At 68.9% G+C, this 25363-nt stretch carries 35 protein-coding genes and 1 tRNA gene; 35 read left to right on the top strand and 1 reads right to left on the bottom strand.

The genetic code is table 11. From position 1 onward, the window contains the following. Positions 1–65 precede the first annotated feature (65 nt). The gene (locus ACFUJR_RS32695; RefSeq protein WP_383172061.1) at positions 66–812 is read left to right on the top strand and encodes a hypothetical protein; all 747 of its coding nucleotides are present in this window, start codon (positions 66–68) and stop codon (positions 810–812) included. A gap of 27 nt (positions 813–839) precedes the next feature. After that, positions 840–915, top strand: a tRNA-Ile gene (locus tag ACFUJR_RS32690). Between the two features lie 58 nt (positions 916–973). Here ACFUJR_RS32690 and ACFUJR_RS32685 read toward each other — a convergent pair. Next, the gene (locus ACFUJR_RS32685) at positions 974–1258 is read right to left on the bottom strand and encodes a helix-turn-helix domain-containing protein (protein WP_383172059.1); all 285 of its coding nucleotides are present in this window, start codon (positions 1256–1258) and stop codon (positions 974–976) included. Between the two features lie 182 nt (positions 1259–1440). Between ACFUJR_RS32685 and ACFUJR_RS32680 the strand changes: the two genes are divergently transcribed. The 33 genes from ACFUJR_RS32680 to ACFUJR_RS32520 all read left to right on the top strand — a co-directional run bounded on the left by ACFUJR_RS32680 (position 1441) and on the right by ACFUJR_RS32520 (position 25183). Further along, positions 1441–1749: a hypothetical protein gene (locus ACFUJR_RS32680; protein ID WP_383172057.1), complete on the top strand. Its 309-nt coding sequence runs from the start codon at positions 1441–1443 to the stop codon at positions 1747–1749. Then, on the top strand, positions 1749–2621 hold the full coding sequence (locus tag ACFUJR_RS32675; protein ID WP_383172055.1) for a winged helix-turn-helix transcriptional regulator: 873 nt from the start codon (positions 1749–1751) through the stop codon (positions 2619–2621). Before ACFUJR_RS32680 ends, ACFUJR_RS32675 begins: the two co-directional genes overlap by 1 nt. Next, positions 2621–3127: a hypothetical protein gene (locus ACFUJR_RS32670; protein ID WP_383172053.1), complete on the top strand. Its 507-nt coding sequence runs from the start codon at positions 2621–2623 to the stop codon at positions 3125–3127. Before ACFUJR_RS32675 ends, ACFUJR_RS32670 begins: the two co-directional genes overlap by 1 nt. Then, the gene (locus tag ACFUJR_RS32665; RefSeq protein WP_383172051.1) at positions 3124–3723 is read left to right on the top strand and encodes a hypothetical protein; all 600 of its coding nucleotides are present in this window, start codon (positions 3124–3126) and stop codon (positions 3721–3723) included. The genes ACFUJR_RS32670 and ACFUJR_RS32665 overlap by 4 nt, the downstream gene beginning before the upstream one ends. 426 nt (positions 3724–4149) lie before the next feature. Beyond that, entirely contained in the window at positions 4150–4461 is a 312-nt protein-coding gene (locus tag ACFUJR_RS32660; protein WP_383172049.1) for a hypothetical protein, read from the top strand. Between the two features lie 14 nt (positions 4462–4475). Beyond that, the gene (locus tag ACFUJR_RS32655) at positions 4476–4751 is read left to right on the top strand and encodes an HNH endonuclease (protein WP_383172047.1); all 276 of its coding nucleotides are present in this window, start codon (positions 4476–4478) and stop codon (positions 4749–4751) included. A gap of 4 nt (positions 4752–4755) precedes the next feature. After that, positions 4756–4923, top strand: a complete 168-nt coding sequence (locus ACFUJR_RS32650; protein WP_383172045.1) for a hypothetical protein — start codon at positions 4756–4758, stop codon at positions 4921–4923. A gap of 6 nt (positions 4924–4929) precedes the next feature. Then, the gene (locus ACFUJR_RS32645; protein WP_383172043.1) at positions 4930–5367 is read left to right on the top strand and encodes an AAA family ATPase; all 438 of its coding nucleotides are present in this window, start codon (positions 4930–4932) and stop codon (positions 5365–5367) included. Between the two features lie 325 nt (positions 5368–5692). Beyond that, on the top strand, positions 5693–6262 hold the full coding sequence (locus ACFUJR_RS32640; protein WP_383172041.1) for an HNH endonuclease: 570 nt from the start codon (positions 5693–5695) through the stop codon (positions 6260–6262). Positions 6263–6274: 12 nt separating this feature from the next. Continuing rightward, the gene (locus tag ACFUJR_RS32635) at positions 6275–6532 is read left to right on the top strand and encodes a hypothetical protein (protein ID WP_383172039.1); all 258 of its coding nucleotides are present in this window, start codon (positions 6275–6277) and stop codon (positions 6530–6532) included. A 73-nt stretch (positions 6533–6605) separates the two neighbouring features. Next, a complete protein-coding gene (locus ACFUJR_RS32630; RefSeq protein WP_383451011.1) occupies positions 6606–8042 on the top strand; it encodes a terminase in 1437 nt (478 codons plus the stop codon). Next, positions 8039–8224 (top strand): hypothetical protein, encoded by a 186-nt coding sequence (locus ACFUJR_RS32625; RefSeq protein ID WP_383172035.1) that lies wholly within the window; start codon positions 8039–8041, stop codon positions 8222–8224. Before ACFUJR_RS32630 ends, ACFUJR_RS32625 begins: the two co-directional genes overlap by 4 nt. After that, positions 8221–9564 (top strand): phage portal protein, encoded by a 1344-nt coding sequence (locus tag ACFUJR_RS32620; RefSeq protein WP_383172033.1) that lies wholly within the window; start codon positions 8221–8223, stop codon positions 9562–9564. Before ACFUJR_RS32625 ends, ACFUJR_RS32620 begins: the two co-directional genes overlap by 4 nt. Then, positions 9564–10505 (top strand): HK97 family phage prohead protease, encoded by a 942-nt coding sequence (locus ACFUJR_RS32615; protein WP_383172031.1) that lies wholly within the window; start codon positions 9564–9566, stop codon positions 10503–10505. The genes ACFUJR_RS32620 and ACFUJR_RS32615 overlap by 1 nt, the downstream gene beginning before the upstream one ends. Further along, on the top strand, positions 10505–12007 hold the full coding sequence (locus tag ACFUJR_RS32610) for a phage major capsid protein (protein ID WP_383172029.1): 1503 nt from the start codon (positions 10505–10507) through the stop codon (positions 12005–12007). The genes ACFUJR_RS32615 and ACFUJR_RS32610 overlap by 1 nt, the downstream gene beginning before the upstream one ends. 93 nt (positions 12008–12100) lie before the next feature. Then, positions 12101–12397 carry a hypothetical protein gene (locus ACFUJR_RS32605; RefSeq protein WP_383172027.1) on the top strand — a complete coding sequence of 99 codons (297 nt, stop codon included), beginning with the start codon at positions 12101–12103 and terminating at the stop codon, positions 12395–12397. Next, positions 12394–12804, top strand: a complete 411-nt coding sequence (locus ACFUJR_RS32600; RefSeq protein WP_383172026.1) for a hypothetical protein — start codon at positions 12394–12396, stop codon at positions 12802–12804. Before ACFUJR_RS32605 ends, ACFUJR_RS32600 begins: the two co-directional genes overlap by 4 nt. A gap of 10 nt (positions 12805–12814) precedes the next feature. Continuing rightward, the gene (locus tag ACFUJR_RS32595; protein ID WP_383172024.1) at positions 12815–13462 is read left to right on the top strand and encodes a hypothetical protein; all 648 of its coding nucleotides are present in this window, start codon (positions 12815–12817) and stop codon (positions 13460–13462) included. Positions 13463–13464: 2 nt separating this feature from the next. Then, positions 13465–14283 (top strand): hypothetical protein, encoded by an 819-nt coding sequence (locus tag ACFUJR_RS32590; protein ID WP_383172022.1) that lies wholly within the window; start codon positions 13465–13467, stop codon positions 14281–14283. Beyond that, entirely contained in the window at positions 14283–14750 is a 468-nt protein-coding gene (locus tag ACFUJR_RS32585; RefSeq protein ID WP_383172020.1) for a hypothetical protein, read from the top strand. Before ACFUJR_RS32590 ends, ACFUJR_RS32585 begins: the two co-directional genes overlap by 1 nt. 22 nt (positions 14751–14772) lie before the next feature. Then, positions 14773–15027: a hypothetical protein gene (locus ACFUJR_RS32580; RefSeq protein WP_383172018.1), complete on the top strand. Its 255-nt coding sequence runs from the start codon at positions 14773–14775 to the stop codon at positions 15025–15027. Between the two features lies 1 nt (position 15028). Further along, positions 15029–15475 (top strand): HNH endonuclease signature motif containing protein, encoded by a 447-nt coding sequence (locus ACFUJR_RS32575; RefSeq protein ID WP_383172017.1) that lies wholly within the window; start codon positions 15029–15031, stop codon positions 15473–15475. Between the two features lie 5 nt (positions 15476–15480). After that, on the top strand, positions 15481–16467 hold the full coding sequence (locus ACFUJR_RS32570; RefSeq protein WP_383172015.1) for a phage tail tube protein: 987 nt from the start codon (positions 15481–15483) through the stop codon (positions 16465–16467). An 11-nt stretch (positions 16468–16478) separates the two neighbouring features. Beyond that, entirely contained in the window at positions 16479–17003 is a 525-nt protein-coding gene (locus tag ACFUJR_RS32565) for a hypothetical protein (RefSeq protein ID WP_383172013.1), read from the top strand. A 9-nt stretch (positions 17004–17012) separates the two neighbouring features. Next, entirely contained in the window at positions 17013–17561 is a 549-nt protein-coding gene (locus tag ACFUJR_RS32560) for a hypothetical protein (RefSeq protein WP_383172011.1), read from the top strand. Positions 17562–17733: 172 nt separating this feature from the next. Then, positions 17734–20298, top strand: a complete 2565-nt coding sequence (locus ACFUJR_RS32555; RefSeq protein ID WP_383172009.1) for a hypothetical protein — start codon at positions 17734–17736, stop codon at positions 20296–20298. Between the two features lie 12 nt (positions 20299–20310). Next, on the top strand, positions 20311–22662 hold the full coding sequence (locus ACFUJR_RS32550) for a hypothetical protein (RefSeq protein ID WP_383172007.1): 2352 nt from the start codon (positions 20311–20313) through the stop codon (positions 22660–22662). An 11-nt stretch (positions 22663–22673) separates the two neighbouring features. Beyond that, a complete protein-coding gene (locus ACFUJR_RS32545) occupies positions 22674–23114 on the top strand; it encodes a hypothetical protein (RefSeq protein WP_383172005.1) in 441 nt (146 codons plus the stop codon). A 3-nt stretch (positions 23115–23117) separates the two neighbouring features. Continuing rightward, positions 23118–23621, top strand: a complete 504-nt coding sequence (locus ACFUJR_RS32540) for a hypothetical protein (RefSeq protein ID WP_383172003.1) — start codon at positions 23118–23120, stop codon at positions 23619–23621. A gap of 64 nt (positions 23622–23685) precedes the next feature. Continuing rightward, positions 23686–24486: an N-acetylmuramoyl-L-alanine amidase gene (locus ACFUJR_RS32535; RefSeq protein ID WP_383172001.1), complete on the top strand. Its 801-nt coding sequence runs from the start codon at positions 23686–23688 to the stop codon at positions 24484–24486. 15 nt (positions 24487–24501) lie between these two features. After that, positions 24502–24729, top strand: a complete 228-nt coding sequence (locus tag ACFUJR_RS32530) for a hypothetical protein (RefSeq protein ID WP_383171999.1) — start codon at positions 24502–24504, stop codon at positions 24727–24729. Continuing rightward, positions 24726–24980, top strand: a complete 255-nt coding sequence (locus tag ACFUJR_RS32525) for a hypothetical protein (RefSeq protein ID WP_383171997.1) — start codon at positions 24726–24728, stop codon at positions 24978–24980. Before ACFUJR_RS32530 ends, ACFUJR_RS32525 begins: the two co-directional genes overlap by 4 nt. After that, complete coding sequence (locus ACFUJR_RS32520) at positions 24977–25183, top strand: hypothetical protein (protein ID WP_383171995.1); 207 nt, start codon at positions 24977–24979, stop codon at positions 25181–25183. Before ACFUJR_RS32525 ends, ACFUJR_RS32520 begins: the two co-directional genes overlap by 4 nt. Positions 25184–25363: the final 180 nt, after the last annotated feature.

Genomic DNA, 25363 nt, shown 5'->3' with positions numbered 1-25363 from the left:
CAGGCCAGCACGCCCCACACGGTGACCACACCGTACCCGTTCCACCCAGCACACGGAGCGCCACGATGACCGCCACCACCCTCCGCACCATCGCCCGCATGTGGCCCGACCTCGTGGACGCCCTCGGCGCACCCACCCAACACTCCTGGCCCCCCGTCGAACTCCGCGGCTACCTCGCCGCCATGGAACGCCTCGACGCCGAAGAGACCGAGGCCCGCCGACACCAGGCCGCGCACCTGCGCACTCTGGAGCGCTCCCCCGACCAGATCGGCACCCGCCCCGTCCCGATCAACATCACCGTCCACGACACCATGCGCACCGTCGAAGCCGCCCTCCTCGACACCGCCGACCGCATCGCCCGCTCCGTACAACGCACCCCCATGCAGCCGCCGGCCCCAGCACGCGCCGCATACGCCCGCACCCGAGCGGACCGCGTGTACTGGGAAGACCGCGCCCGGCGCGCCGAGGCCGCCCGGAAGGACGCGGACGACACCCGGCGCTGGCGGCACGACACCGGCCGTACGGCCGTACGCGCCGCCCTGTGGCTGTCGGGCCGCGTCGAAGGCACCAGCGGCCCGTTCCGGCCCCTGTCCGACACAGAGCACCGACACGTGGCCCTGGTGGCCGCTGGAGCGCTCGCACGGGTCGAGACGGCCCTCGACCTCGCTGACGGGCGCCGCGAGCTCTCAGGGACGCACACATGCCCGTGCGGGGGCACGATCGAGGTCTACGGCGGAGCAGGCGCGGCACCCGTCGCACGCTGCAAGGGGTGCGGGGCGATCTGGTCCGAACGCGGAGTCGTCGCGGCCTAACCCGGGGCAGAGTGGCATCCTGAGGCCTGCGGGTAGCTCACCGGGTACAGAGCGGCCGGGGTCATACCCGGCACGGACGCCGGTTCAACTCCGGCCCCGCACAGCAGAGCCCCCACCTTCCGAACGTCGGCGAAGGCGGGGGCTCGCTGGCGCATACGCGGCTACTCGGGCTTCGGCTTGCGGCCACGCTCCCCAGCCTCGATTTGCTGCACGCGAGCCAGGGAGATTCCCAGCGTCTTCGCGATCTCCCGATAGCTGATCTTCTCCGCCCGCATCGCCACCACAGCCTCCTGCCGGATCTCCCGCAGCCGCGCCCCCTGCACAGGCCACTCCGCGAGCAGCCGGCCCGCCCGGCGCGCACGCTCCGCCGGATCGGCGAGCGTCTCCAGCGAATCGACGGTCTCAGTCACGAGCCGCACCTCCTCATCGTCCGGCCGTTCGGCCACAGCTGCTCCCTTCCCGTTGGGGGCGCAGCGCATGGTTGCCAACGTACAGCGCCCGCTGTACGGTGACAATCGCCCGCTATACAGCAGGCGCGAGCGCACCCCCGCGCTCAACAAGTCGCCCCGGCCGGTGTGTCAGAAGCCCGGCCGGGGCGCGTCCAGCCCCGACGGCACCGGAGCCAGACATGGAACACCGTACAGACCTCTCCCAAGCCGATGAAGGCCTGCGCCAGGCCCGCATCGACACGCCCATCCGCGACGGCCTGCGCTACATCGCCGGGCGCCTCGCCAACCGCCGGCCCGCCGCCCTCATGACCGAAGGCGCCCGCCTCGCCATCGCCCTTTCCGCCGCCGAGTACATCAGCGGCGGCCCCAGTGACACTGCCGACGCCCTGGAGCGCGAACTGCTCCAGCGGATGCCGCACGTCGACCGGCCGATCACGAGGGGCGAGTACGCGCTGCTGCTCAACAAGAAGACCTGGAGCGCCGCCTGATGCGCACCCCCGCCCTTCCCACCCCGCTCCTCGTCCCCGCGGTCGCACTCTCCGCCGCGTCCCTCGCCTGGACCACGTGGAGCCTCGTCGACCTCCTCGGCGCCGGATGGATCGGCGTCACCGTCGCCGCAGGCGCCGACATCATCTGGGCCTCCGTCATCCTCGCCGAAGCCCGCGGCGTCCACGTCCCCCTCCGCGGCCGCAACCTCGTCCCCGTCATCGGCTGGGCCACCCTCGTCGCCGTCGCCGCACTCCTCGCCTGGCACGGCCTCGAACGCGGCATCCCCGCTATGGCGGTAGGCGGCCCGTTCCTGCCCCTCGGCACCAAATGCCTGTGGCTGATGGCCCTCGCCGACATGCGCGACCCGGCCGCCCTCACAGACGCCGACCGGGCGCAGCTCGCCGACGAAGAGCGCGCCATGCGCCTCGACGAGGCACGCCACCGGCACGAGCTGCGGCGCCGCGAGATGGCCGCCGAACGCCTCCTCGCCGACGTCAGCGTCGACTTCGAGATCGAGCTTGCTCGGCAGGACAAGGGCCGCGAACTCGCCCGCCGAGCACCGATCGCGCTCAACCCGGCTCAGCCCCCTGAGCCCCCTGCCGAGCCCACGGCTCAACACCCTGAGCCGACACCCCTCGGGCTGACATCCTCCCTGGCCACACCGGACGAGCCCGCAGCCCAGCCCACCAACTCCTTCGGCTTCTCCGCGCACCTATCGGCTCAGTCGGCTCAGCGCGCCGAAGCCGTCGAGAAGGTCGCTGAGCTCTTGGCTCAGGACCCAGGGCTCACCTCCGGCCAGGTCGCCGAAGCCCTGTCCGTCAGCCCCGCCACCGCCAAGCGCTACCTGCGCGAAGCCCGAAGGAACGCCTGATGCCTTACACCGTGATCAGCTCCGGCGGCGTCGCCTTCGGCTGCGCCATCATCATCGCCTTCGCGCTCCGCTGGTGGTTCAAGGAAGGCCACACCCCCACCGCCCTCGTCCCCTTCGTCCTCGCCTGGCTCTACGGCATGCTCGCCGCCCTCGCCACCTACAACGCCGTCTCCGCCCTCGGCATCATCACCTGGCTCACCATCTGGGCCGGAAACCTGGCCGGACACGTCAGCCTCGTATGGGGCGTCGGCGGCGTCGACCGCAACGTCACCAGGGCCACCCCGATCGTCCTCGAAGACGGCGGCTACGTGATCGTCCTGTTCTTCACCGTCGTCATCGTCGCCCTGTGGCTGTGGGCCAAGCGGATCCCGAGGGGCAAGCTCGCCGCCGGCGCCATCTCGGGCGCCCTCCTTGCCCTCTCCGGCACCGTCGCAGGCATCGCGGCCATCCCCCTCGGCTCTGCGGTCAACGCGGCCGGCGCCGTCTTCACGGGGTACATGGGATGACCGCCGAGCAGCAGGAAGACACCGCGGGGGAGCAGCGCCAGCAACGCATCGCAGCCGGATGCCTGGCCGTCATCGGCGCCTCGTTCGCCGGAACGATCGCCATCGTGGTCCCCGAGACCGCCTACTACACCGCCGGGCTGCTCACCGCAGCCGGAGTCCGCAAGGCCCGGTTGTGGTTCGCCGGCCGCCGAGGAGACGTCGAGGCGACGGACGAGGAGCAGCCCGTCGACATCGTCGCGGTGCTCCAGGCGCTCGGCGACGACGGCGGCCACGTCCTCCTCACCCGCCTCCGCGAGGCCGCCGAACTCCCCGACACCAAGACCGTGCGCGCCCTCCTCGACGCGGCCGACATCCCCGTCCGCGCGGGAGTGCGCACCCCGGACGGGAACGGGCCAGGTGTCCACCAGGAGGACATCCCCCGCGAGAGCGCCACTCCTTCTGGGCGTTGTTTGTGCAGGTCACACGCCAACACCAACGCCAACAACAGCGGCGAGCAGGGGCCCCAGAAGGGGTTCCGTGTAGAGGCCATCGGCCAGGCCGGGGCCGTCGTACATGACCCTGCCGACCTCCAGCGCCACCACGCCATCACCAAGTAGGAGGCCCCCGTGGGCAAGTTCAAGACCACCATGAGCATCGGCGAGCTGCGGGACCGCAACGAGGCGACGAAGGCCGCGCAGAAGCAGCCGACCACACCCCCGCCGCCCCCGAAGAAGCCGTGACTGTCACACCTCCGTCGTACCGTAGAACCCACTACCCGTTGATTGCGGATGCTGCCCGCACTCGACGGAGGACCCAGCCCCGCCCCGCCGGAACAGCGCCCGGCCCGGCGGGGCTTCACTACGCCCGTAGTTGCCAAACCCCCAGAACAAGCCCCATCATGGGGGCGTCTCCGGCGTGCCCAGAACCAGACACCCAAGGCCCCGACCACCCACACGGTCGAGGCCTTCACCATTCCCCCCACACGCACCCGCCCCCCAGCGCATGATGAGCACCACCCATCACCCAACGCCCTTGGGGGGACCATGCAACGCACCACCACAACCACCCTCACCGCCACGCTGCTCCTCGCCCTCACGGCGTGCTCGTCCAGCGGCGAGACCGCCAGCAGCAAGCCCGCTGCCAGCACCACATCGGCCAGTCCCAGCACCGCCAAGGCGTACACGTACCAGGACTGCGTGGACCTCCTGGACTACGACTTCACCGACGGCAAGCCTCAAGACGCCTCCCGCGACCCCGAATGCGCACACCTCACCACCGAGGAATACGCGAAGGCCGTCGGCGAAGTCCTCACCGAGCACAAGGACGAGATCCTTAACCCCACCAGCACCCCGTAGGAGAGGTGGCGTCCGTGCCCCGCTACCCGCGCAACGGGCGCCCCTACCGCCGCCTCGTCGACACCCTCCGCGCCCAGCAGATGCCGTGCTGGCTATGCGGCCACAACATCGACTACAACCTCGACCCGCGGCACCGCATGAGCTTCACCCTCGACCACCTCATCCCCATCTCCAGAGGTGGCAGCCTCCTCGACCCCGCCAACGCCCGTGCAGCACACCGGGCATGCAACTCATCCAAGGGCGCACGCGTCGGCTTCACCGCCCCGCAGCGCACCTCACGCAGGTGGTGACGTGGTGGCTGCCGTAGACGCGCGACCTGCGGCCGTGCTCTGGCTCATTGTTCTCGTCGCAGCAGCCAACACCCTGCACGGCAACACGACAGCCATCAACGCTGTGATCGGAGCAGGCATCCCCGCCCTCGGCGTCACGGCCGTAGCGGTGCGCGACCGACTGCGGAGGTAACGCACGGTGCTGTACGTGATCACCGGCCCGCCGGCCTCGGGCAAGAGCAGCTACGTCCAGTCGCATGCCAAGGCCAGCGACATCGTCATCGACCTTGACGTCATCACCCGCGCCCTGTCCGGGCCGGGCGCCCCGCAGTGGAGCCAGGACCCCATCGTTCTCCGCGTCGCTCACCGTGCTCGCTTCGCCGCCATCGAGGAAGCGATCGCACAGCGTGACAAGGTCGACGTCTGGCTGATCCACACACAGCCCAGCCCGAAGGCCCTGGTGAAGTACAAGCGGCTCGACGCACAGATCGTGACCGTCGACCCAGGCCAGGACATCGTCATGCAGCGCATCGAGGCTATGCGCGACCCCGACATGCGCAGGGTCGCCACCCGCTGGTACCGGCATCGGCCGCAGGCCACCCGAGAGTCCATGCCTCAGGCGTCACGGCCCTGGTGACAAGCGGCCACGAGCGAGAGCGCTCGCGACATTCTGTGACGCGAACTCGCAACGGACCGTGGGTTGAGCGGTCCGGCCTCCCCAGGGAGGGGGGCCTTGAGCCATCGTGAAAAACCGCAGGTGGGCGACCCAAAAGCCCTTCGCCGTCTGTTTTATACACAGCCTTTTTGAAAACGCTATTCACCCGAGTTGGAGGGTTCAGGTAAATAGCGACTCTCCGTAATCGTCACTTTATGTGACTTCACTTGATCACCCGTCGCTGATCACGACGGGCAGGCAGGCCCGAGTCTCCCGGCTCGGGCCTGCCGTATTTCCGGGAGGCCTCATGCCCGAGACGAAGTCGTACACCTGCATCGACTGCGGCCGCGTCGGCGACCAGCCGAGGAGGGGGAGGCGCCTCAGGTGTGTCGACTGCGGCGTCAGGTCGCAGACCTACGCGGCGAGGATAGAGCGCGCCCCCATCGCTGTATGCGAGGCGTGCGAGCAGCCCTATCGGGCCCACCACCGGAGCCAGCGCTGGTGCTCGCTGAAGTGTGCTGGTCCGAACAAGCCGGGTGCCGGGCCACGCGGCGGCCTTTCGTCAGAGGCTCGTGAGCGTCAACGGCTGTATTGGCAGGCGAAGTGCCGTCGTCGTCGTGCTGCGAAGCGTGGCGGGGTGTCGGAGCCGTACACGCTGGCGGAGATAGCTGAGCGCGACGGACGTCGGTGCAAGCTATGCGGCGGCCGGGTGGCGATGACCCAGAAGGTGCCACACCCGAAGGCCCCGACGATCGACCACGTGGTGCCGGTTTCCGAGGGCGGTGACGACACCAGGGCGAACGTGCAGCTGGCGCACTTCGTGTGCAACAGCGCCAAGGGGGCCCGCGGCAGCCAGCAGCTTGCCCTGATCGGCTGAGGGGGCATCGTGGTGGCAGATGAGATTCGGGCCGAGATCGAGCAGCTCGGGGTCGCCCAGGCGGCTCCTGGGCAGGCTGAACTGGCGTTGCAGCTGGCGCAGACATTCGACGAGACCGAGGCGCCGACGGCGCGGGCCGTCGTGGCCCGCGAGTTGAGCGCTGTGATGAAGACCCTGCGGCAGCTGGCGCCCGTTCAGGCGGAGATGGACCCAGTTGACGAGCTGGCGAAGAGGCGGGAGGACGGCCTTGTCCGTGCCCGTCGAGCCTGAGCTGCGGGGTGTGCAGACGCCCCGGCTGTTCACGGCCCCGCCGACGTTCGTGTCCTCCGCAGCCCGGGAAGCGGTGGAGCTGGCCGCCATGGCAGGCCTCACGCTGTTCCCGTGGCAGCAACACGTCCTTGACGTCGGCATGCGGGAGCGGAAGGACGGCAAGTGGGCCGCGTTCGAGTGTTGCGTCAACGTGCCGCGGCAGAACGGTAAGGGCGGCATCATTGAGGCCCGCGAGCTGGCCGGGCTGTTCCTGCTGAAGGAGCACCTGATCATTCACTCGGCTCACGAGTTCAAGACCAGCCGGGTGGCGTTCCAGCGGATTCAGTCTCTGATCCTCGGTACCCCTGACCTGCGGAAACGCGTGAAGCGGGTCCTGAACAACACCACTGAGACGTCGATCACGCTGACTACCGGGCAGAGTTTGCAGTTCATTGCCCGGTCGGGCGGATCCGGTCGAGGGTGGACCGGGGACTGCAACATCCTCGACGAGGCCATGTCGCTGGGTGACGACGCCATGGGTGCCCTGATGCCGACCATGTCCGCGATCGAGAACCCGCAGCTCTGGTACCTGGGCAGTGCCGGGATCGGGTCACCCTCCGTACAGCTGGCGCGGCTACGACGCCGCGCTCTGGCTGCCCGGGAAGCCGGGCAGCCGGATCCCTCGCTGGCGTATTTCGAATGGTCGGTGGACCCGCACGTAGACGAGTGCAGTCCCGACTGCACGAAGCACGACGGCTCCGACGACACAGCGGCGTGGGCCAGGGCCAATCCGTCGTTGGGGTACCTGATCAGCCCGGAGTTCGTCCGCAACGAGCGGGCTTCCCTCGGCAACGGAGGCATCTTCGAACGCGAGCGTCTCGGGGTGGGCGACTACCCGTCCGACGAGGCGGACACGTGGCAGGTCATCAGCGAGGACGCTTGGCGGTCCCTGGCCGACAAGAAGTCCACGACCGAGGGCCCGTACTCGTTCGCCATCGACGCGACGCCTGAGCGGGACTGGGCGGCCATCGTGGTGGCCGGCCCGTGGATGGGTGGGACGCACGTGGAGTCGATCGAGCACCGGACCGGCATGGGCTGGGTCGTGGAGAGGGCCAAGGCTCTCCACGAGAAGTGGCGGCCCCGGTGCTGGGTCATCGACGGCGGCGGGCCGGCCGGGTCGCTCATTCCCGACCTGGAGGACGCCCTCTCAGAGGTCGAGCAGAGGCTGACCAAGAACCCGGAGGCGCGGGTCGAGGTCGTGCAGCCGAAGGTCAGGGAGATCGCTCAGGCGGTCGGGCAGTTCTACGACGCGGTCGCGGACAAGTCGCTGTCTCACATTGACCAGGCGCCGCTCGCGGTGGCTCTGGCGGGCGCGCAGAAGCGCCCGTTGGGCGATGCGTGGGCGTGGGCGCGGCGTGGCGTAGGGGTGGACATCAGCCCGCTGGTGGCCGCGACGTTGGCGAAATGGGGGCTCAGCGTGGAGATCGAGGAGCCGGAGCAGGAGGTGGAGCCGTGGGTCGCCTACGGATGAGCAGCAAGACGATGGCCCGCATCGGCGTCCTCCTCGGCGGCGTCACCGCCTCCGTGGGTGTGGGCATCGCCCTGGACCTCGCTGCCGCTCTGATGACCGGCGGGATCGTGTTCGCCGTCTGGTGCCTCTTCCTGGCCGATGTGGACACCGGTGAGGGCGGCAGGAAGGCGGGTGGCTCGTGACGAGTCTGTGGCGGGCCGTTCGAGGCCGCCCCCCTGAGCCCGAGCGTGCGGTCTCGACGATCGACGACTACGCCATGCTGCTTAAGGAGACGCTGGGGTACGGCGGGTACTCGCAGCTGGGCATCACGATGACGCAGCCCGGGCAGGCTGCGGAGAAGGCGCCTGGGGACCTTCCCGGGTACGCGACGCTGTTCGCGACGAACCCGATCGTGTGGGCCTGCATGGTGGTCCGGCAGTCGGTGTTCTCCTCGGCCCGGTTCACGTGGCAGCGGATGAACAACGGCCGGCCGTCGCAGATGTTCGGCAACACGGATCTCGCAGTCCTGGAGCAGCCGTGGGTCGGCGGAACGACTCAGGACCTTCTGGCCCGGGTCGTTCAGGATGCCGATCTGGCTGGTAACTCGTACTGGATGCGGGACGGCGCCGAGGTCGTTCGGATGCGCCCGGACTGGGTGCAGATCGTGCTGGAGCGGCGGGTCGTGCACGGCGGCCAGCTGGGGTGGCGCCGGTACGGCTACCTGTACCAGGAGCCCGGCATGGACCCGGTGTTCCTGTGGCCCAACGAGGTGGCGCACTTCGCGCCGGTGCCGGATCCGCTGGCGACGTACCGCGGCATGTCGTGGCTGACGCCGGTGCTTCGGGAGACGCAGAACGACAACCTGATGTCGGCGCACAAGCGGAAGTTCATGGAGAACGCCGCCACGCCGAACCTGGTGGTCCGCCTTGACCGCGAGGTCACCCCGGAGGCGTTCGAGAAGTTCAAGGCGAAGATGGACTCGACGCACCGCGGCGTGGAGAACGCCTACAAGACGCTGTACCTGGGCGGCGGCGCGGACGTCACCGTCGTGGGAAAGGATTTCCAGCAGCTCGACTTTGCGAAGGTCCAGGGCGCCGGAGAGACCCGCATCGCGTCGGCCGCCGGTGTCCCGCCGGTCATCGTCGGATTCTCCGAAGGCCTCGCGGCGGCCACGTACTCCAACTACGGGCAGGCTCGCCGCCGGCTGGCGGACGGCACGATCCATCCGCTGTGGGGCAACATGGCCGGCTCGTTTGCGCCGCTGCTCACCTCCCCCGGTCCGGCCACGCGGCTCTGGTACGACGCCAGGGACGTCCCGTTCCTCCGCGAGGACAGCAAGGACGCCGCAGAGATCCAGGGCCTCAAGTCCCGAACGATCCGCGCTCTGGTCGATGCCGGATACATCCCCGAGACGGTCGTCGCGGCTGTCGAGGCCGAGGACTTCACCCTGCTGCGGCACTCCGGCCTCTACAGCGTCCAGCTTCAGAAGCCCGGCGGTTCCGGGCCGTCCACTGAGCCCACACCACCTGAGGAGGGGACCTGATGGGCACCCTGCACACAGCGGCGCGCGACCTCACCAGGTCCGCGCCTTTCTCTTTCGAGCGGGCCGACGACGAGGCGGACGGCGACGGCCGGACGCTCCGCGGGTACGCCGCCGTGTTCGGCCAGGGCACTGAGATCGACTCGTGGGAAGGGACCTTCAGCGAGACGATTCGCAAGGGCGCCTTCCGCAAGACGATTCGGGAGCAGACCCCGGTTCTTCAGTTCGACCACGGCCGTCACCCGCTGATCGGGTCGCTGCCGATCGGGTCGATCGTCGACCTCCGCGAGGACGACGAGGGTCTCTACGTCGAGGCCCGGATCACGGACAACTGGCTGATGCAGCCCGTACGGGATGCGATCGCCGAGCAGACCGTGAACGGAATGTCGTTCCGGTTCGAGGTCGTCCGCGAGCAGTGGACCGACGTCAACGGCAAGGTCGTCCGCGACGACGAGATCGGCCAGCTGCTGTGGCAGCCGGGCGACCGTGGGCCGCTTCAGCGTGAGCTGATCGAGCTGAAGTGCCGCGAGCTCGGCCCCGTGGTGTTCCCGGCGTACGCGGGCACCAGCGTGTCCGTGCGGGCGCGGGACATGGCGGACGGTCTGGCCGCCGACGACCAGCTGACCCGGCAGATCCGCGCCTCCCTCGCGCGCGACGCTGCGGCCCCGCAGATTCCCGATGACCCGGCGCTGCGCCGCGAGGTCGCCACCGCGCTCCTCTACCGCACCGCCCCCGGCCCGCTCCCCGAGCGGCCGGCCCCCGAGACCACCATCCCTGGCGCGCCGCTCGAACGGGAGCACCCGCCGACCCTCGCTGACGCGCCGCCCGCCGATGGGCACCCGTCGCCATCCCCGCGCACTGCCGCCCTCCGTTCCCGGATCCGCGAGATCACGGAGCTCATGGGAGAGCAGCTGGCGTCCATCGAATCGAAGGAGCAGGGCTGATGCCCGACCTCAAGAACCTCACCCACCAGCAGGCGGTCATCCGCCTCAAGGACATCCGCGCCCAGCTCGAAGAGCTGGAGAAGCGCGACAACCTGACCGACGAGGACGAGCGGCAGTTCGACGAGCTGACGCAGGAATTCACCGACGTCGACGACCACCGCCGCCAGCTGGAGCGCCGCTCCGCCCTGGAGCGGGTCCGGTCTCGTACGCAGGCCACGGACCGGCAGGCCCCCCAGCTCTCCGTGCAGCGGGGCACGCCGGTCGGCAGTGGCGGCTCGTACGACACCGACCCGATCCTCAACCCCGACTCTGTCGAGGACTGCCGATTCCGGAACCCGTGGGACCTGTCGGAGGTCCGCACCTTCGGCCAGTCGAAGGGGCAGGTCGCCCGCGAGCTGCGTTCCCGGGCCCTGTCGGCCATCGAGAAGATGTCCGGGGCTGATGACGCGGTCCGTGAGGCGTCCAGCAACATCGTCGCGCGCTGGGACGACGGCGACTCCCGCATCGCGAAGCTGTGCCTCGCCACCAGCTCCCCGGAGTACATGCGGGCCTGGTCCAAGTGCGCGGCTGGCAAGAATCACATGCTGTCGCCGGAGGAGCAGCGCGCCCTGGAGCGGGCCATGTCGCTCACCGATAACGCCGGCGGTTATCTGGTGCCGTTCCAGCTCGACCCGACGGTGATCATCACCGCGAACGGTAGCCGGAACCAGATTCGTGAGGCCGCTCGCACGGTCGTCGCGACTGGCGACGTGTGGAACGGTGTCTCGTCTGGCGCAGTGTCGTGGTCGTGGGATGCGGAGGCCTCCGAGGTCTCCGACGATGCGACCACGTTCGCGCAGCCGACCGTGCCCGTACACAAGGCGGCTGGGTTCGTGCCCATCAGCATCGAGGCGCTGGAAGACGAGGCGAACGTTACCCAGGAAGTCGCGCGCCTGCTGGCGTTCGGCAAGGACACCCTGGAGGCTGCGGCGTTCGCGACCGGCTCCGGCTCTGGCCAGCCCACAGGGCTCGTCACCGCGCTCGCAGGCGGCTCGTCTGAGGTTTCTCCGACCACCGTCGAGACGTTCGCCGCGGCGGACATCTACAAGATGGACCAGGCACTGCCTGCCCGCTACCGGGCGAACGCGTCGTGGGTGGCGAACCGGGCGATCTACAACCTGGTGCGGCAGATGGACACCAGTGGCGGTGCGCAGATGTGGGAGCGCATCGGGGCGGATGTTCCGGCGATGCTGCTCGGTCGTCCGGCGCTTGAGGCGGAGGACATGGATGGGGCGTTCAGTGCTGCGGCCACGGCGGACAACTACATCCTGGCCTACGGCGATCTTTCGAACTACGTCATCGCTGACCGGGTCGGGATGACCGTGGAGTTCATCCCGCACCTGTTCGCTACCGGCAACAACAGGCCGTCGGGATCGCGCGGCTGGTACGCGTACTACAGGGTCGGGGCCGATGTCGTTAACGACGGAGCCCTAAGGCTTCTGAACATTGCTACAACGGCCTAGCCGCCACGTAGCACCGAGGCAGCAGTAGCGAACTAGGCAGTTTTGAAGGGCCGGAGGTCATCCTCCGGCCCTTCGCGCTGGAGAGAGGGAGTTATGGCGATCAAGCGATGCAAGGCGTCGTTCGCCGTGTCGGTGAACGGTGTCCCGCGCATGGTCACGGTGGGCCAGCTACTGGACGCCTCCGACCCGGTTATCAAGGGCCGCGAGGCCCTCTTCGAGGATGCGGAGACCTACGTGTCGGGCCGGGCGCCCAAGGTTGAGCAGGCGACTTCCGAGCCGGGCGAGCGGAGGTCCGTGCTGCCTCCGCGCAGGCAGGCGACGAAGAAGGCTGCGGCCACGCCGCAGGCCGGGGAGAAGGGTAATCAGTCTGGCCAGGAGGGGATGTCGTGAGGAATTCGGTCTACAACACGCTGGTGGCGAAGCCGACGATTGCGCCTGCGGTGTACGACGCGACGGAGACGGGTGCCACGGTGGACCGGCTCGTTGATGGTGACGCCGCCCGTTCGGCGATGGTCGTCGTGAACGTGGGCACGGTTACGGATGGGACGCACACGATCGAAGTGCAGGACTCGCCGAACGACAGTGACTGGACTGCGGTGGCGGCCGAGTTCTTGCAGGGCTCGGAGCCTGCGGTGACGTCATCGAATGACGAGCAGGTCTACGAGATCGGCTACACCGGCCATCAGCGCTATCTGCGGGTTGTGTCGACGGTTTCGGGTTCCCCGTCCACCGGCGGCGCCTATGGCGCGGTGGTGCTGCTGGGCTTCGGCCGGAAGCTGCCTCCGACTAGGGCGTAAGGGGGCGGGAGTGTCATCGTTCGCCATGCTCCGCGACCCCTTCGATGACGGGGTGGTGGATGCGGTTCTGTGGCCGCAGTCCTATGGCGGGGTCACTGAGGCGGATGGCCGCGCCCGCATCCCTTGCACGCAGGACTACGCAGGCCTGTGGTCGGCGGCGTCGTGGTCGCTCGCGTGGGGTCAGGTCGCCGCGAGGGTCCACCCGCCGGCTGCGGGGGGCGGGTCTCTGGCATCGGTGTCCGTGCTCGTCTTGACGGACGTCTCGGGTACCAATGCCGGGATCATCGTGGACGGGGCGGCCGGGGTTCTCGGCCTGTATCTGCGGGACGGCTGGTCCGACCCTGGTGCCCTGTTCCCTGCCTATGACCCAGTGGCGCATGCGTGGCTGCGGCTCCGCGAGGACGGCGGCACCTTGTACTGGGAGGCCGCTACGGACGGTACGACGTGGACCGTCCTGCGGTCCGCGTCCTCCCCGGACTGGGTGAGCGACCCGTCTCTGTCTCTGCTGATCGAGGCGCACCGGGATGCCGGGGTTGATGACGTCGCCGAGATCGAGGCGCTGAACGCGTCACGCGGCGGCACTCTGGCGCCGTCCGACCGCGCGGCGCCCGGCCTTACCCCTCTGGTCCGCACCGGCCCGACCCTGAGTGGAGGCTGACCATGCCCTATGACCTTGGCGAGGTCGTTCCCCTCGGAACCACTGTGCGGGACGCGGCCGGGGCTCTGGCGAACGCCGGACTCATGGCGCTCACCTTGACCTTGCCGGACGGGACGACGACCACGGTCTCTCCGGTCGACCCCACTTCGACTGGCACTTACGGCTACGACTACGCGACGGTGCAGGCGGGTCGGCACACCGTGCGCTGGCTGGCCACGGGCCTGAACGCGGGCGCCTACACCGACAGCTTCGATGTCCGTGAGTCTGCGCCGCCGGGGATCCTGTCGCTGGCGGATGCGAAGAAGCACCTGAGCAAGACGGGCACTGCCGATGACGACGAGATCCGCAGCTGGGTCGAGTCGATCACCGCAGGGATCGAGGGGTACTGCGGGCCCGTCATTGTCCGCACGGTCGTCCAGCGCGTGAACTTCCACCGTGCATCAACCGTGGCCCTGCGATCAAACCCAGCGATCGAACTCGTCGCCGTGGAACCGCTCCTCACTGGTGGTAGCGGCTACGACGTAGGTGACTTGGACCTCGATCCGGACACGTCCATCGTGCGACGCCTCGACGGCGGCATGCTCTACGGTCCGCTGCTTTTCACCTACAGGGTAGGGCGCCCCATTGCGCCGGCCGCGCTCACATCGGCGGCCCGCATCATCCTTCAGCACCTGTGGCGAACCCGGCAGGGCCCAGCGCGGCCGCAGCGCGGCACCCAGGACTTCGACGTGAACGAGCCGGTGCAGGGCTTCGGCTATGCGATCCCGAACCGTGCGCTCCAGCTGATGGAGCCGTACCGACTTCCGCCGGGGGTGGGGTGATGGCGACATCCGCTGTACCGGCCGCGATCGCGGAGCTCGTCGAGATTCTGCGTGCTGCGCCTGGGCTGTCCGGGGTTGACGTGGCCGACGGGCCGCCGACAGGAGACCAGTCCGGGCCGGACCTAGTCGCTGTGGGCTGGCAGCCGGAGTCCGGGCAGGCGGCGGAGGCCGTGCAGGACTTCAACGCTGCCGGGGCGCGAACCCGGGACGAGGATTTCGATATCCAGTGCTGGATCGATAGCTGGTCTGGCGACTCCAGTGCCGCCACTCCGCGCGAGCGGGTCTACGAGCTCCTGGGCGCTGTCGAGGACGCGATCCGCGCATCCGGGGCGGACCCGGCGGCGCCCACTCTCAACGGGACGGTGCTCTGGTCGCACCTCACCCGGCACTCACTGCGGCAGCAGTTCACCGATGACGGCATGCAGGCCAGCCTGCCGTTCACGATCACCTGCCGTGCTCGCATCTGAACCCTCTACCCAGGAGAACGCGATGGCGCGTGTGCGCTTCATCGGCCCCCAGCCGGTCACCGTGCCGGAACTCGGGGGCCGCACTGTTCAGCCGGATGAGGTCGTCGAGGTGCCGGATGCCCGGTACGACGGCTACGTCTGCCAGCCCTGCAACTGGGAGCCCATCGAGGAACCGAAGCTGAAGGGCGAGCACGGTCCCGAGACCGTCGCCTTCACGGGCCGCGAGCCCGCCGTACCGAAGAAGTCCGCGGCCAAGTCCGCAGCGAAGGAGGTCTGACGTGCCCACTCCGGTGCGAGACCCGAGAGGCCGACTCCTGGAGAAGGCAGTGCCCGGACAGAGCGGCTGTCTGGTGTGGACTGCGCAGCTCAACCACGAGGGCTACGGCAGGTTCTGGCTCAACGGGAAGCAGGTCCAGGCGCATCGCGCGTCCTACGAATTGCTCGTGGGCCCGATCCCCGAGGGCAAGCAGATCGACCACCTGTGCAGCAACCGGCGGTGCATCAACCCGCATCACCTGGAGCCTGTGACGCCGTGGGAGAACGTGATGCGCGGCAGAACGCCAGCCGCTACGAACGCCGCCAAGATCGCCTGTCTGCGCGGTCACCTCTTCACCTCGGCCAACACCTACATCTCCCCTAAGGGCAGCCGCGAATGCCGGGCCTGCCGATCCAACGCAAGCACGCGGAGCAAGCAGCGTAAGACGCTGGCCCGCGCAGGAGGCTGATCAAATTGGCAATCGGTTCCGGTCTCGGTGGTCAGCTCGGCATCGTTGCCGAGTCGACCTACGGAACGTTCGTGGCACCGACGCGCTTCCTTGAGTTCACCAAGGAAAGCCTCGTCCTGAAGAAGACGACCGCGCAGAGCGCAGGCGTGGCCGCTGGTCGGCTGATGGCCCTGTCGGACCGGCGGGTGCTGACGCAGAAGGAGGTATCTGGGTCGATCGATCTGGAGGTCACGAACACGGGCATGGGGCTGCTGCTCCAGGCCCTGATGGGTACGACGGTGGCTCCCGCCCAGCAGGAGGCGACGACCGCGTATCTGCAGGTGCATGATCTGGCGGACTCCTTCGGGAAGTTCCTCACGATCCAGAAGGGCGTGCCGCTGACCACGGGCACGGTGACGGACAAGTCGTTCGTGGGCTGCAAGGTCACCAGCGCGGAGTTCTCGTGCGAGGTCGGCGGCATGCTGATGTCGACGTGGGAGATCGACGGTAAGGACTGCTCGGAGTCCGAGACTCTCGCGTCCGCGTCGTACCCGGCCCGCTCGCCGTTCCATTTCGGGCAGATGGCTATCAAGGCCGGCACGTTCGAGTCGGAGGTGGCGCTGGACGGTATCCGCAAGGTGTCGGTGAAGATCGAGCGGCCGATGGCTGTCGACCGGTTCTACGCCGGGCAGTCGGGGCTGAAGAAGGAGCCGATCGCGAACGATCTGGTGAAGGTGACCGGGTCGATCGAGATGGACTACGTCGCGACGACCCTCGATGATCTGCACACGTCGGACGGCGAGACCAGCCTGGTGTGGGAGTTCGTGGGCCCGCAGATCGAGACGACGTACAACGAGACGTTCCGCATCGTGATGCCCGCCATCAAGGTGGACGACGCGCCGCCGACGATCGACGGCTTCGACGTCATCAAGCCGACGATCAACTTCACCGCCCTGTACGACGGCACGAACCCCGTGTCGATCGAGTACATGTCCACCGACACCGCGGTCTGACGGGGTAGGCCATGGCTGTCGGCTCCGTCCAGATCACCGGTACCGGGCAGCTGCTGGAGCTGTCCCGGAGGCTGAAGGGCGCTGGCGGCCCCCGGCTGAAAGCCAACTTCGCCCGCCGGATCCGCCGCGCGGGCGAGCCGCTGAAGAACGACATGCAGCAGACGATTCGCCACCTGCCGATCAACGCCGATCCTCGCAAGGCCGGGTCGCGCGGTGGGCCCTCGCCGACTACCCGGCCGCTGCGAGCCACCATCGCGGAGGCGGTCCGCCTCTCCGTCCGCACCAGCGGCAACCCTGGTGCCCGGGTCTGGATCGACCGCTCCATGCTCCCGTCCGACCTGAAGTTCATGCCCGAAGGCATGAACAAGCCCAACGGCCGCATCCGGCACCCCACCTTCAACAACAGGGGACGTGGCGGCTGGGTCAACCAGTGGACCACCCCCATGTGGTGGGACAAGGTCGTCCGCTCCCACACCCTCCGCATGCAGGCCGAGGTCGCCCGCGTCCTCGACGACGTCCGCCGCCAGATCACCTAGGAGACTCCGTTGATCATCGTGTACAGCCCGGACGGTGAGGAGCCGCAGCACTTCGACGCCCGCACGCTGCGGGTGTCTGAGGTCGCGATCGTCTGCCGGACCATCGATCAGAAGTGGCCGCAGATTCAGCAAGGCCTCGCGGACGAGGAACTCGATGCGCTGCGCGGCGTCGCCTGGGTCATCGCGAAGCGATCCCAGCCCAACCTGCGGTTCGCCGACTTCGATCCCGTATACGGCGAGCTGACGACCCGCCTCGACCGCAAGGAGATCGAGGCCTTCGCCACCGGCGCGGTGCTCGTCGCTCGCGCGCAGAAGGACGCTACGGAAGAGTCTGTCCGGGCCATCGTCGAGAGCAGCGTTCTGCCGACGGCATTCGACCAGGAGCACGCACAGCACGCGATCGACAAGGCTCTCGCCGAGGACCCAAAAGACGACCCGGCCCCGGACGGCCCGCAGAGCAGCGGCCCGACACCTGCGTCACCGAGCAGCGAGACCAGTACCTCGGGCTCTTCGCCCACCTCCTCCACATCCCTCCCGCTGGAGTCGACGACCTCCTGATCGAGGACTTCGAACGGCTGGTGGCGTGGATCGACCAGCACCTGGCCGCGCAGAAATCCGGAGGTGAGTGATGGCGTCGACCCGACTGAACTTCATCCTCGACGGCAGCGACCGACTCAGCCGGGTCTTCGACTCGGCAGGCGACGCCGCGACCCGGATGTCCCGCCGGATCATGACCGCGTCCATCAACAGCGACGCCGCCGTGCGCAGGTTCGCGAACAACTCGGTCCGCTCCATGGCGGAGATGGACACCTCCGCCCACTCCAGCGCGAACGCGATGAAGGCCTTGAAGGGCGCCGCGATCAGCCTCGCCCCGGCGGCCATCCCGATTGCTGCCGCGTTCGCACCGATCGCGCCGGCTGCAGGCGCTGCGGGTCTCGCGATCGCCGCGTTCGGTGTGGCGCTGGGCGGGCAGATCGGCCCGCTCGGCGAGGCGGCGGAAGCGGAGAAGAAGTACAGCGAGGCGGTCGAGGAGACCGGCGCTCGGTCGCAGGAAGCTGTCGAGGCGCAGGTGGAGTACGCCCGCGCCATGGCGAAGCTTCCGCCGGCGACTCGCCAGGCGGCGGCCGCTCTGTCGGTGCTGAAGGACGAATACAAGGAATGGTCTGACGGCCTGGCGGCAGACACGATGGCCCCGGTCACCAAGGGCTTCGCAGTCCTCGGTGCCCTGCTGCCGCGTCTGACCCCGACGGTCCGGAACGCCTCGTCCGAGCTGGACCGCCTGATGACGCTCGCCGGCGGGGCGATGATGTCGCCGGGGCTCGACGCGTTCATGGTCCGGCTTGACGGCTACACGTCGGGCACCATCCGCCGGGCGAATGATGCGCTGGTCCACTTGATGCGAACCTCGGGCAGCGGGGAGGTCGGCGGCGCGCTCAGCGAGTTCATGGACTACGCCCGTGCTCAGGGCCCCCTGGTCGCCGACACCCTGAAGCAGGTGGCGACCGCGCTGCTCAACGTGCTGGAGGCCGGGGCGGACGTCGGCGTGGGGATGCTCACCGTCGTCAACGCGCTCGCGGGCCTGGTGGCTGCCGTTCCGCCGGAGGCCATCACCGCGATGCTGCAGCTCGCGATCGCGATCAAGGCGGTCCACCTGGCTGCGGCTGGTCTGGCGGCTGGCCGGGCCGCGATGGCCGCGTTCGCTACTCAGGTCGTGGCGATGCGGGCGGCAGCGGCTGGCTCTACCGGCGCGCTGGCCGGGTTCACTGCGGGGGTCGGGGCGATGTCCCGCGGGGTGAAGCTGGCGATCGCGGGTTCCGGGATCGGGCTGCTGCTGATCCTGCTGTCGGAGTTGTCGTCTGCGAGTAAGGGCGCTCCGGCGGACCTGGACAAGATGACGTCCAGCCTGGGGCAGTTCGCTCGGACGGGGCAGCTGACCGGCGAGGCCGCCCGGATTCTGGGTGCGGACTTCGGCGAGCTGGAGACGTCGCTGCGGACGCTGGCCCGCCCGTCGAACTACGAGTCGACGATCCAGGGTATCGGCGACCTCGTCAACATCGACTCGGGGCCGGTCAGGGCGGCGAACGAAACGTTCGACGCGCTCAACGACTCGTTGAGCAACCTGGCCCGCAGCGGCAACGCGCAGATCGCCGAGGCTGTCATCCGCAAGGTTGCCGCGCAGATGGGCAACCTCACCGAGGACGAGCTGCGCGCCCAGCTCACCGGCTACAAGGAGACCCTGAAGGACATCGCGTTCGAGCAGCAGCTCGCCGCCGAGTCCATGGGTCTGTTCGGGCAGCAGGCGCTGCAGACGAAGCAGAAGCTTGACGCGCAGAAGCTGAGCGCGGACGGCCTGCGGCAGGCGATTGTCGCGCTGAACGACGTGAACCGCGCGGGGATCAGCGCGCAGATCGGGTTCGAAGCGGCGATCGACGATGCCACCGAGGCGGCGAAGAAGAACGCCGGCTCCCTGCGCCTGGTCGATGGCGAGTTGGATCTCAACACTGCGAAGTCCCGGACGGCTGCCGGTGCATTGAACTCCCTTGCCGCGAAGACTGACGAGGCTGCGAGCGCGGCGCGGGAGTCCGGCGCGTCGTGGCAGACGGTCAACGGGATCTACGAGCGTGGCCGGCAGCAGCTCATCAAGAACGCCATGCAGATGGGTCTCAACAAGGACCAGGCGAAGCGGCTCGCGGACCAGATCCTGAAGACCCCGGACAAGACCGCCCGCCTGAAGGGAAACCTGGAGGATCTGGAGGCCAAGCTCCGCACGGCCAAGGACAAGCTGGGCAAGGTACCGGACAGCAGGAAGGCCGCGATCCGGGCGGAGATCAAGCAGCTTCAGGACCAGATCGCGAAGGCGAAGGGCGAGATCGCGTCGGTCAAGGGCAAGACCGTCTCGGTCATGATCGAGTACCGGAAGAAGAACTCCGGTGCCTCGGACTTCGCCAAGTCGATCGGTGGCTACGCGGGCGGCGGTAACCCGCGCGCCGGCGAGTGGGCATGGGTCGGCGAGCAGGGCCCGGAGCTGGTGCAGTTCCGGCAGCCCGGGACCAAGGTGTACGACCACCAGACCTCGATGGAGATGGTGGGGGGATTCGGCGGCGCGCTGCCTGCTGGCCCTGTTCTCGCTGCCGCTCCGATGACAGCGCCCGCACCTGGCCGCGCTGCGGGCCCGGGGAGCCAGATGCATGTGACGAACAACTACGTGACGGTGCAGGGGGCGATCGACCCGGTGGGCACGGCCAAGTCTGTGGAGCGTGTGCTGTTGAAGCTGCAGCGGACCAGCGGCAACTGACAAGGGGGGCTGATGACGGCAACGCGTCTGACAGTGCAGGCCGGGTTCGGGTATGCGGTGACCGCGGACGACATCGAGTGGACGGACATCACCGCGCGGGTGGCGCTGTCCGACACTGAGGGGCTGCGGATCACCCGCGGTGCGGAGGACGAGCGGGCGGATACGCAGACCGGGACGCTGAGCCTGGAGCTGGACAACGAGGACGGCGCGGTCACGCCGGGCAATGTGTCCTCGCCGTACTACCCGAACGTCCGGCGCAACTGCCCGGTTCGCGTCATCACCACCGTGCTGGGTGGGGTGAACTACCTGGCCGAGCCGGGGTTCGAGGTGTCGGATAACGGGTGGGACGCGCCCGAGGGTCTGGAGCCGGACCTCGCCACGATCGACACCGATCACGTGAAGTCCGGCACCTTCGGCTTCAAGATCGGCTGGACGGACACGGGCACGGGCGGCGTGATGCAGTGCCCGCTGTACGGGCTGACGATCGGCGAGGCGTACACCGCGTCCGTGTACGTGTGGGTGCCGACCGGGGATCCGGCTGTGCGCCTCGACATCGACGGCACCGCCGTCGGTACCGCCTCGTCGCTGAACGATCAGTGGCAGCGGATCAGCGTCACGTGGACGACGACCGCCGCCTCGCACATGCTGCGGATCACCACGAACACGACTTCCCCGAGCATCGGGGATCTGGTGTGGCTGGACGAGGCGCAGGTCGAGGAGGGCTCGTCAGCCACGGCTTGGTCCTCGACGGCCGCAACCCACCACCCGCGGTTCTTCGGCATGGTCACGTCCTGGCCGATGGGCTGGGAAGGCCTGCACTCGACGGCAAGGATCACCGCGTCGGACATGCTGAAGTGGCCCGGCCGACGCCCCGCGTTGGGGCCGATGCTCGTCGAGGAGGTCCAGGGCGACGGCGCCGGGCTCTACTACCCGCTGTCCGAACCAGAGTCGAGCACGACGGCCGGTGACCAGTCCGGGTACGCCCGGCCGTCGCTCGCGATCGTGCAGGCCGGTACGGGCGGGACCCTCACGTTCGGCCAGGGCATCGGCCCCCCGTCGGACGGGCTGAGCACGCCCGTATTCACCCCGGCTGACGCGTCTAACGGCAAGTACCTGCGGTGCTTCATCGATCCGCTGCTCACCTCCAGTGGCGCGACCGGAACTCCCATCCCCGGTGACCTCATCGTTGAGTTCTGGTTCTCCACCTCCACCACGGGCCGCGTCATCCTGACTCTGTCGGCCGGGGCCGCGGCCGCGTTCGACTCCGGTATCTACTTCTTCCTGGAGTCGGGCACGGGAAAGCTCAAGATCGGCGAGTTCCTCCCGATCGGTACCACGCTCATCACCGCCGCCACAGCGAACCTTGCCGACGGTTCCGTGCACCACGTGGTGTGGGACGAAGCCGGGCACGACGTGTGGGTGGACGGCGTGCAGTACGCAGTCGCCACCAGCACCTGGCAGGACATGGCCATCCTCACCGTTGGCGCCACCAGCACGGCAACCAACCTGTGGTCCGGCGCCATCAGCCACGTCGCCGCCTACGTCGCCAACAGTGGACTCCCGGCCGTGGCGGACATCGTCGACCACTACGCCGCAGGGATGACCGGACATGAGGGCGAGGACTCCTGGGAGCGGATGGTCCGCCTCGCCTCCTACGCCAAGATCGCGAACGTCATCCCCGCCGGCCTCTACAGCGCGGTCGCATCACAGGGCGAGCTGGGCTCGTCGCCGCTCTCCCACATGCGGGACGTCGAGCGCACGGAAGGCGGGCGGCTGTTCGCTGACCGGGCGTCCGCGCAGCTGGTCTTCCAGAGCCGGAGCGTCCGGTACAACCCGGCCGTCACAGCCAGCGTCGAGTACGCCGATCTGGAGACCGGCGACGTCGAGTTCTCCGACGACGACCAGAAGTTGGTCAACCTGATCCGCGCGTCGCGGCCGGGCGGCGCCGAGCAGCGGATCCAGTCGGCCGAGTCGATCGCCGCCTACGGCACCTACGAGCAGCAGCTCGACGTGCTCAAGACGGACGACGACGCGGTCATCGACGCGGCCACGTGGACGATCGTCCGCTACGCCGACCCGCTGCCGGAAATGCGGCAGCTCCCCGTCGACGGAGCGACCCTGCCGACGGCTACGTTCCGGGCTCTCCTCGACGCGGACATCTCCAGCGTCATCGAGGTCACCGACCTCCCCGACCAGGCCCCGGCCGCGACGGCGTCCGTCGTCGTCGAGGGCTACGTCGAGCAGATCTATCAGGGCCGCCACCTGCTGAACTTCCGGACCTCGCGCTCCGACATCGACGCCGTGTGGGTCCTCGACGACTCGACTCACTCGGTGCTCGACACCTCCACACGCTTGGCTTATTGAGAGGACCCCGCATGCCCGCAAGGCCGATCGTCCGGGCCGAGGACTTCTACCTGCCGCCGCCGCACCTGCCGGCCGACGCCTGGGCTCTCACCCCGCCAGCGCTGCTCGCGGTCCGCTGGTACGAGGAGAAGCAGCAGCGCCGTATCACGGTCGGCACCGCGGCGCTCCTCGGCGAGCGGCTCTACCCGCAGGTGAATCACGGCCGCTGGGTCGCCACCTGCTCGTGCATGTCCGCACAGATCGTCACCCCGGCGGATCCGCGGATGTGGTGCGTCGAGTGCGGCACCGGCTGGTGGCAGCTCACATTCCCGGACGACGTCGAGGCGGCCGAGCGGGAGCTGGCGCTGCTGCCGGTGGCCGAGCGGAACTGGTGGCACCCCGACGACCCGGCCCGCCCGGCGCCGCCGCCCGAGCCTGTCGAGCAGCCTGCACCCGAGACCCCGGAGGTCTGACCGATGACTCTGGCTACACCGCGCACGTGGGTCGTCGGCGAGGTCGTGACTGCGGCCCTGATGAACGCCGAGATCCGCGACCAGTGGAACGACGTCATCGCCCCGTGGGTGGCGTACACCCCGACGTGGGGGTCGTCGGGCACGGCTCCGGCTCTGGGGAACGGGGGCATCGTCGGCTGGTACAAGCTCGTCGGGAAGACGTGCACCGCGCTGTGGGAGATCACGTTCGGGACGACGACCACGTTCGGTACGGGCACCTACACGTGGTCGATGCCGTTCACCGCGAAGAACCCGTCCGGCTCCACATCCACCCTGAACTACTTGGGCTCAGCCCGTGGGCACGGCGCGCAGTGGTACGCGGGCGTCGTTGGTGTCGCCCGCGGTACGAGCCTGGCGCGGATCTACTCGCACACCGACACGACCGAGTGGTCCCCCACGGTGCCGGTCACATGGACCGCTTCATCCACCCGCTACATCTCCGGCGAGGTCACCTACGAGATCGCCTGACCCCCGCCCCACACCGCACGCCCCGCGCCCACTGGCCGGGGTCTTCGTCTTTCCTGGAGGTCTCATGGCCTGGTATCCGGGCGCTGTCCGGATGGAGCTGCAACCCGAGTCCGACTCGCAGCCGGCGATCCGGCCGACGCAGCTCATCGTGCATTCGATCATCGCGCCCTGGACGGCCCGCAGAACCTACGAGTACTGGCAGACCACCAATCTAGAGTCCCACTTCGGCCTGGGGTATGCGGGCGACCTCGCCCAGTACATCGGCACGGAGACTCGCGCGGACGCCAACTATCTGGCGAACCGGAGAGCGGACGGCACGGGCGCGGTGTCGGTCGAGACGGCGTCGAACACGTCGGGCACGGACCCGTGGACGGCCGAGCAGGTTGAGGAGCTCATCAAGCTCGGCGTGTGGATGCACCGGACGCACGGCGTCCCGCTGCGGATCTGCCGGACTCACGACGACCCCGGGTTCGGCTATCACCGGCTGCACCCGGAGTGGGCGAAGGACGGCACCAACTGCCCCGGGGATGCCCGGGTGAGGCAGTTCCGAGAGGTCGTGTTCCCGGGCATCGTCGCCCGCGCGACCGGCACCACAACCCCTGAGGAGGACGGCATGGAACCGGTCGACGTGTGGGCGTACAAGGGCAAGGACGTAGCCCGTGACGCGTACTGGCACCTGCGTGACACCAACACCCTGGCGTTGCAGACCCGCACCGAGACCCGCGCGGTCGCCGCGAAGCTCGACGCGCTGGAGAAGCAGCCCCTCACCGACGAGCAGATCGCCGAGATCGCCCGAGCGGTCGCCACCCACCCCGCGCTGGCCGCCGCGATTGCTGACACTCTCGCCGCCCGCCTCGCCAACTGAACGGAGCCCCACACCATGTCCGATGCTGCCAAGCGCACCGCGCGCACCGTGTTCCAGACCGCGCTCGCTTTCGCCGTGGTCCTGCCCGCGCTCGTCGACGCGTCCGGTATCCCGGCCACCCTGCCGTGGGTCGCCGGGGCCCTGGCCGGCGCGGGTGCTGTGACGCGGATGATGGCCCTGCCGGGAGTGCAGCGCATGCTCCCGGGCTGGATCCGCACCGACGAGCCCGGGGCGCGGGGGTGACGCCGACTGAGTCGGGGCAGGTGGTCTTGGAACTGGAACGGCTACGCGGCACGGTCGAGACCGGGTTCGCCCGGGTGGACGGACAGCTCGCCCTCCTGGTGCAGCGCTCCGACCAGACCGACAAGCAGCTCGACGACCACGACAAGCGCCTCGACGCGTTGGAGAAGAACCGGTGGCCACTGCCGTCGATCGCCGCGATCACCGGCCTGGCGGCACTCGGCCTGACCTTGTGGGAGAAGGCCTCCGGATGACCGCCGCGGACTGGGTGTGGGGCGGTCTCCTCGCCGCCGGGGCAGCGTTCGAGGTGTATGCGCTGCGCAACGGCCGGCGTGGGGACACGCTGTCGGAACGGACGCGGGCCTGGTTCCAGGTTCGTACGCGTGTCGGTCGCGCGGTGTTCGTGGTGGTGTGGGCCGCGTTCGCTTCCTGGTACCTGGTGCACATCATCGGCTGACTGCTGAACGACACCGCCCCCTGTCTGGTCCTCCGGGACCGGTCAGGGGGCGCTTTCGTCATGTCCGGGGTCGGGTGTCCGGCTGGGACACGAACGACCCGAGGCCGGGCTCGGTGTAGATCAGCCCCTCGTCACGTAGTGCACGATGCACCTTCTGCCCGGTCGCCGCAGCAATCCCGA

The sequence above is a fragment of the Streptomyces sp. NPDC057271 genome, assembly GCF_042668715.1.
Taxonomy (GTDB): domain Bacteria; phylum Actinomycetota; class Actinomycetes; order Streptomycetales; family Streptomycetaceae; genus Streptomyces.
The sequence above is the reverse complement of the archived record's forward strand: the minus strand, read 5'-3'. Positions and strand labels throughout refer to the sequence as shown.

Coding starts and splice junctions, on each gene's coding strand:
- ACFUJR_RS32615 (WP_383172031.1), top strand. CDS start 9,564: ATGGGCACCCTGCACACAGCGGCGCGCGACCTCACCAGGTCCGCGCCT.
- ACFUJR_RS32535 (WP_383172001.1), top strand. CDS start 23,686: ATGGCCTGGTATCCGGGCGCTGTCCGGATGGAGCTGCAACCCGAGTCC.
- ACFUJR_RS32520 (WP_383171995.1), top strand. CDS start 24,977: ATGACCGCCGCGGACTGGGTGTGGGGCGGTCTCCTCGCCGCCGGGGCA.
- ACFUJR_RS32585 (WP_383172020.1), top strand. CDS start 14,283: ATGGCGACATCCGCTGTACCGGCCGCGATCGCGGAGCTCGTCGAGATT.
- ACFUJR_RS32610 (WP_383172029.1), top strand. CDS start 10,505: ATGCCCGACCTCAAGAACCTCACCCACCAGCAGGCGGTCATCCGCCTC.
- ACFUJR_RS32605 (WP_383172027.1), top strand. CDS start 12,101: ATGGCGATCAAGCGATGCAAGGCGTCGTTCGCCGTGTCGGTGAACGGT.
- ACFUJR_RS32680 (WP_383172057.1), top strand. CDS start 1,441: ATGGAACACCGTACAGACCTCTCCCAAGCCGATGAAGGCCTGCGCCAG.
- ACFUJR_RS32530 (WP_383171999.1), top strand. CDS start 24,502: ATGTCCGATGCTGCCAAGCGCACCGCGCGCACCGTGTTCCAGACCGCG.
- ACFUJR_RS32580 (WP_383172018.1), top strand. CDS start 14,773: ATGGCGCGTGTGCGCTTCATCGGCCCCCAGCCGGTCACCGTGCCGGAA.
- ACFUJR_RS32625 (WP_383172035.1), top strand. CDS start 8,039: ATGAGCAGCAAGACGATGGCCCGCATCGGCGTCCTCCTCGGCGGCGTC.
- ACFUJR_RS32550 (WP_383172007.1), top strand. CDS start 20,311: ATGACGGCAACGCGTCTGACAGTGCAGGCCGGGTTCGGGTATGCGGTG.
- ACFUJR_RS32665 (WP_383172051.1), top strand. CDS start 3,124: ATGACCGCCGAGCAGCAGGAAGACACCGCGGGGGAGCAGCGCCAGCAA.
- ACFUJR_RS32695 (WP_383172061.1), top strand. CDS start 66: ATGACCGCCACCACCCTCCGCACCATCGCCCGCATGTGGCCCGACCTC.
- ACFUJR_RS32565 (WP_383172013.1), top strand. CDS start 16,479: ATGGCTGTCGGCTCCGTCCAGATCACCGGTACCGGGCAGCTGCTGGAG.
- ACFUJR_RS32545 (WP_383172005.1), top strand. CDS start 22,674: ATGCCCGCAAGGCCGATCGTCCGGGCCGAGGACTTCTACCTGCCGCCG.
- ACFUJR_RS32640 (WP_383172041.1), top strand. CDS start 5,693: ATGCCCGAGACGAAGTCGTACACCTGCATCGACTGCGGCCGCGTCGGC.
- ACFUJR_RS32555 (WP_383172009.1), top strand. CDS start 17,734: ATGACCGCGTCCATCAACAGCGACGCCGCCGTGCGCAGGTTCGCGAAC.
- ACFUJR_RS32670 (WP_383172053.1), top strand. CDS start 2,621: ATGCCTTACACCGTGATCAGCTCCGGCGGCGTCGCCTTCGGCTGCGCC.
- ACFUJR_RS32660 (WP_383172049.1), top strand. CDS start 4,150: ATGCAACGCACCACCACAACCACCCTCACCGCCACGCTGCTCCTCGCC.
- ACFUJR_RS32590 (WP_383172022.1), top strand. CDS start 13,465: ATGCCCTATGACCTTGGCGAGGTCGTTCCCCTCGGAACCACTGTGCGG.
- ACFUJR_RS32540 (WP_383172003.1), top strand. CDS start 23,118: ATGACTCTGGCTACACCGCGCACGTGGGTCGTCGGCGAGGTCGTGACT.
- ACFUJR_RS32675 (WP_383172055.1), top strand. CDS start 1,749: ATGCGCACCCCCGCCCTTCCCACCCCGCTCCTCGTCCCCGCGGTCGCA.